The organism is Ferrimonas futtsuensis DSM 18154 (assembly GCF_000422645.1).
Classification (GTDB): Bacteria; Pseudomonadota; Gammaproteobacteria; order Enterobacterales; family Shewanellaceae; genus Ferrimonas; species Ferrimonas futtsuensis.
Genome location: NZ_AUGL01000037.1, coordinates 1 through 5,439 on the forward strand (window position 1 = coordinate 1; position 5,439 = coordinate 5,439).

Here is a 5,439-nt window from a genome sequence, read left to right on the forward strand (position 1 = left end):
CCCTATTTTCAAAGGTTTTTCCGGGTGTCGATGTTTTGCTCAGCGCGGTGTTTGATGACCCGCTTTGCCCCGTCGACAGGGAGCGCATTATAGGGGCTGGGTTTAACTTGGCAAGGCGATTTTGAAACTTTTTTCAGGATAATTGGCCAATCGCTTAACCACACCGCATTCACACAACAAACCCACAGAGTTATCCACATTTTTAAATGTTGATGATTGGCAAATTAAGTAAATTCGGCCTAACCGGTGCCACAGCTCGAAAATTCCAAGAGTGAAATTCTCAGGAGCAAACCACTAAAGCGTAATTAAACTGGTTACAATACAGGCATCTATTACTCTCAAGGAGATTTTGGATGGATCCCCTCCTTCTTCTTATACCTCTCCTCCTCGCCCTGGGGGCCGTACGCATCGGCCTGCCCCCGCTGATCGGTTACCTGGCCGCGGGCTTTGCCCTCTACGCCGCCGGTATCGATGCTCTGGAGTTCCTGACGCCCATCGCCGATCTCGGTGTACTGCTTCTTCTATTCGCCATTGGCCTGAAGCTGGACCTGAGCAGCCTGGCCAGGCGAGAAGTATGGGGCACGGCAACCACCCATATGCTGATCACTGTCTTAATTGCTGCTCTCTTTATCAAGGCAATGGCGTTGGTTGGGCTGGGGATGTTCGACCTGCTATCCAACACCCAGATTCTCACCCTGGGATTTGCCTTGAGCTTCTCCAGTACGGTGTTTGCCATTAAAACTCTTGAAGAGAGTGGCGATCTGGCCTCCCTCTATGGCCGCACCGCCATCGGCATTCTGATCATGCAGGACATCTTTGCGGTGGTATACCTTACCGCAAGCAAGGGGGTGTGGCCCTCCCCCTGGGCATTGGCCCTGTTGGCCCTGCCCCTGCTCAGGCCGCTGATGTTCAGGATGATGAAAAGCAGTGGCCATGGCGAGATGCTGGTGCTCTTTGGTCTGGTAATGGCCTTGGTCCCCGGTGCCGCCCTGTTTGGTGCCGTCGGCCTGAAACCGGATCTGGGCGCTCTGATTATGGGCATACTCCTGGCTGGCCACGCCAAATCCTCCGAGCTGTCCAAATCCCTGTTCCTCTTCAAGGAGCTTTTCCTTGTCGCCTTCTTCCTTACCATAGGCCAGCAGGGCATCCCCTCCATGGAGGAGATCACTACGGCGCTGACCCTGTTGATGCTGCTTCCCCTAAAGCTGATGTTGTTTCTCGGGCTGCTGCTGTTTTTCCGCTTCAGGTTACGCACCGCCTTTATGTCGTCGCTGACACTGGGCAACTTCAGCGAGTTTGGCCTGATTGTCATGACAGCTGCCATCGCCACCGGCACCCTGGATGCCAGCTGGCTGCGAGTTATGGCGCTGATGGTGGCCTTCAGCTTCCTGATTGCCGCGCCTTTGGACCGTATGGCTCAGGGCATCTACCAATGGCTGCAACCCAAGCTGCAGCATCGCCAGCGCACTCCCCTTCATCCGGAGGATCAACCCATCCACCTGGGAGAACCCAAGATCCTTATCTTTGGTATGGGCCGAATCGGGTCGGCGGCCTATGACTCTCTGAACGAGATCCACCCAAATCAGGTGATGGGCATAGACCATAAACAGGGGATCATCGAACGCCATCATAAAGAACACCGTCATGCCGTTCTGGGCGACGGCACCGATTCGGATTTCTGGGATAAATTGGTGCCCACCTCCAGTGTGGATCTGATTGTACTGGCGATGCCCTCCCACCAGGGTAACCTGCATACCGCCGAGCTGTTGTTCAACAGTGACTATCGAGGCAAGGTCACCGCTATCGTGCGTTACCCAGATGAAGAGGAAGCCCTGCTGGAGATGGGAGTGCACAGCGTCTACAACATCTATCAGGCTGCTGGTGCCGGCCTGGCCGACCAGGTTATGGACACCCTGCCACGCTCCTTAAGCAGCAAACCCTCTCTCTGATAATCCGGGCGGCTCTGCCGCCCTTTTCTATTCCCTTAGGGGTAACTCCTCCCCGACGATGTGTGATCCAGATCTCAACCCTCTCCTTCCCCAAAATCGTCCGTTGCCAATACCCGAGTATTTTACTAAGGTTTCCCCATTGCAATGACGCATCACAAATGCACCTTTAAATAACTCACCCTCAATAAACGACAAAACCAGATAGCAGGTACGGTTATGAGTCGACAAAAAATCATCCTTTGGGCGCTGATACTCTCCTGTCTCGCCTCTTTCACCGTGTTGCTCTCCATGGGCAGCAGCACCTACAGAGAAATGCCCCCCATTCCTACACAGGTTGTCAGCGATGATGGCCGGGTACTCTTTTCCGAAGAGGACATCCAGCAGGGCCAGATGGCTTGGCGCTCCATGGGCGGCCACCAACTGGGCTCAATCTGGGGCCACGGCTCCTATGTGGCACCCGATTGGAGTGCCGACTGGCTGCACAGAGAACTGATGGCCTGGCTCGAGATCCAGGCCCAGGACCAGTTTGGCCAGGCTTATGAGACCCTGAGCGACGCACAGCAGGGCGGGTTGCAGGCGGAACTCAAGGCAGATGTTCGCCGCAATCGCTATAACCCGGACAATGGCATCATCACCATATCCAACACCCGCTTTGATGCCATTAACCGGGTTCAGGCGCATTACCTCTCGCTGTTCAGTGATGATCCCGAACTTCAGCCGCTTAGGGAGCAATACGCCATGAAAGAGGGCACCCTGCCCTCCCTTGAGCGACGAGAAAACCTGACCGCCTTTATCTTCTGGAGTGCCTGGGCAACCACCACCGATCGCGCAGACCAGCCCGGAGTGTCCTACACCAACAACTGGCCCCATGAGCCCCTGGTGGACAATCAGCCCACCTCCTCCATTACCGTCTGGTCCATCTTGTCCGTGGTGGTCCTGATCTTTGGTGTCGCCGCACTGGCCTGGTACCACTCCACCCTGAAGCATGACCCTCTGCCGACCCCGGCGAAGGAGGACCCCATCTTCAGCCACCAACCCACTGCCTCTCAACGTGCACTGGGTAAATACTTCCTTACGGCCATCGGCCTGTTCATGCTGCAGATCGTGCTGGGGGGGATCACCGCCCACTACGCAGTTGAAGGCCAGCAGTTCTATGGCATCCCCCTGTCCGATATCCTTCCCTACTCCCTGACCCGCACCTGGCACACTCAGCTCGCGGTATTCTGGATTGCCACCCTGTGGCTGGCGACCGGTCTCTATATCGCACCGGCACTCTCCGGGGGGCGGGAGCCCAAGTGGCAAAAGCTGGGTGTAAACCTGCTTTGGGTCGCCCTGCTGATCGTCGTTCTTGGATCCATGGCTGGCGAGTGGTTGGCGGTTCAGCAGGTACTGGACATCGATCTGAGCTACTGGTTTGGTCACCAGGGGCATGAATACATCGACCTGGGACGCTTCTGGCAAATGCTGTTGATGGTCGGCCTGCTGATCTGGCTTGGCCTGGTGACCGCCGCCATTCGCCCTGCACTCAGTGAGCAAAACGACCACAAGCCGGTGATCTGGCTGCTCTATGTCTCCGTGGTCGCCATTGGTCTGTTCTATGGTGCCGGCCTGATGATGGGCAAACACACCAACCTGGCCATGGCCGAGTACTGGCGCTGGTGGGTGGTTCACCTGTGGGTAGAGGGTTTCTTTGAAACCTTTGCCACCGCCGTGATTGCCCTGATGTTTGTGCGCCTGGGACTGATCCGCGCCCGCAGTGCCAACGCGGCTGTATTGTTCGCCACCCTGATATTCCTGTCCGGTGGGATCATCGGTACTGCCCACCACTGGTATTTTACCGGTACCCCGACCTCGGTTCTGGCTTGGGGCTCCATCTTCTCCGCCCTGGAAGTGGTGCCGTTGGCACTGATTGGGTTTGAAGCCTATGAACAGTATCGTCTGCGCAATGCGGCCAGTTGGATGACCAATTACAAGTGGGCCATCATGTTCTTCGTCGCGACCGCCTTCTGGAATATGTTCGGTGCCGGCATGTTGGGTTTCCTGATTAACCCACCCATCTCCCTCTACTATGTGCAAGGGCTGAACACCACGGCAGCACACGGCCATGGTGCCTTTATGGGGGTATACGGAATGCTGGGCATCGGCCTGATGCTGTTCTGTCTGATGGGGCTGAGCAAGGGACGCGGCTGGAACCAGAGCCTGCTGAAGTGGGCCTTCTGGAGTATGAACATCGGCCTGATGGCGATGCTGGTGATGTCGCTGATTCCCGTCGGCATAGTTCAGTTCTTCGCGGCCATCGACCATGGCTACTGGTTTGCCCGTTCACCTGACGTGCTGCAGAGTGATCTGGTACGACAGCTGGTGTGGTTGCGAGTACCTGGTGATATCCTGTTTGCCATAGGCGGCATGTTTATTGCCATGTTCCTCTTTGGCTTGGTGAAAGCCAGCCTGGCTGCCAAGCGAGCCAAGAAACTGGCCACCGCCTGAGACCAAAACATGGGGCACGGCAGTGCCCCATCAACGGAGTAAACCGATGAGTTCAGAGATACTGACAGGCAGACTGGCCAAGGAACATCAAACCATCAAGCACATGCTGCAGATCTACTGTAAGGCTCATTGTCAGGCTGAACTGAAGACCAACGGCCTCTGCCCTGACTGCCTGTCCCTGCTGAACTACGCCGAGCAGAAACTGGATCGCTGCCCTTATGGCGAGACTAAACCGGACTGCGCACGATGTCCCATTCACTGCTACAAACCTGAGCCTAGAGCACAGGCGAGAAAGGCGATGATCTACTCCGGCCCCAGGATGCTCTACCGGCACCCCATAGAGGCGGTTCAGCACATATTGGACAAGCGCCGCCCAATACCGGAAAAGCCACCGGCAGGCGCCAGCCAACATGCCCGGCGTAAAGCCGCAGCCAAGCAGAAGCAATGAACAAGGGGACCTTCAAGGTCCCCTTCCTATATCCGCCCAACCCTACCTCGAACCACTATCCAAATCCTGGAGAGGCGCCCGCACTCCATGCCTATCTAAGACTCTGCACCTCCCCTAGAACCCTATTGCCTCCAACAGTTCCGCTGTCTTACCTCACAGTTGCAGGTTCACAGAGAGTTTAATTTCAACCTGATGCGGCTGCTCCCTGCACCGTCATGCCGGCGAATGCCGGTATCCAGTGATGTGATGGACGCCCCCCTACGATACGGCGTCAAATGCGCCAGAATTAAGTTGCACAACATAATTCAGAGAGGAGCGTCCATCATGTCTATTAAAGCCATTGGAATTGATTTAGCCAAGAGTGTTTTTCAGGTTTGCGTTCTGCTGGAGGATGGCTCCATCCTTTGGAACCGCAAGATCAAAAGAGAAAAGCTGCTTCACACACTCCTTGAATTTCCAACGGGTACGCTGGTGGCCATGGAGTCTTGTGCTCGTTCTCACTATTGGGGAAGGCGGCTTCAGCAGGCTGGTTACCAGGTAAAGCTCATCCCAGCA

4 protein-coding genes are annotated in these 5,439 nt (G+C 55.9%); all 4 read left to right on the forward strand.

Going from position 1 to position 5,439, the window contains the following annotated elements; all coding sequences use genetic code 11:
- The first annotated feature begins 353 nt into the window (after window positions 1-353).
- The gene (locus tag G505_RS0117570) at window positions 354-1,949 is read left to right on the forward strand and encodes a cation:proton antiporter family protein (RefSeq protein ID WP_028110730.1); all 1,596 of its coding nucleotides are present in this window, start codon (window positions 354-356) and stop codon (window positions 1,947-1,949) included.
- Between the two features lie 216 nt (window positions 1,950-2,165).
- Window positions 2,166-4,436: a nitric-oxide reductase large subunit gene (locus G505_RS0117575; RefSeq protein ID WP_028110731.1), complete on the forward strand. Its 2,271-nt coding sequence runs from the start codon at window positions 2,166-2,168 to the stop codon at window positions 4,434-4,436.
- 46 nt (window positions 4,437-4,482) lie between these two features.
- A complete protein-coding gene (locus G505_RS0117580) occupies window positions 4,483-4,884 on the forward strand; it encodes a nitrous oxide-stimulated promoter family protein (RefSeq protein WP_028110732.1) in 402 nt (133 codons plus the stop codon).
- A 324-nt stretch (window positions 4,885-5,208) separates the two neighbouring features.
- Window positions 5,209-5,439 (forward strand): IS110 family transposase (locus G505_RS22890; protein WP_157509277.1); only part of this gene is annotated, 231 nt, incomplete at its 3' end.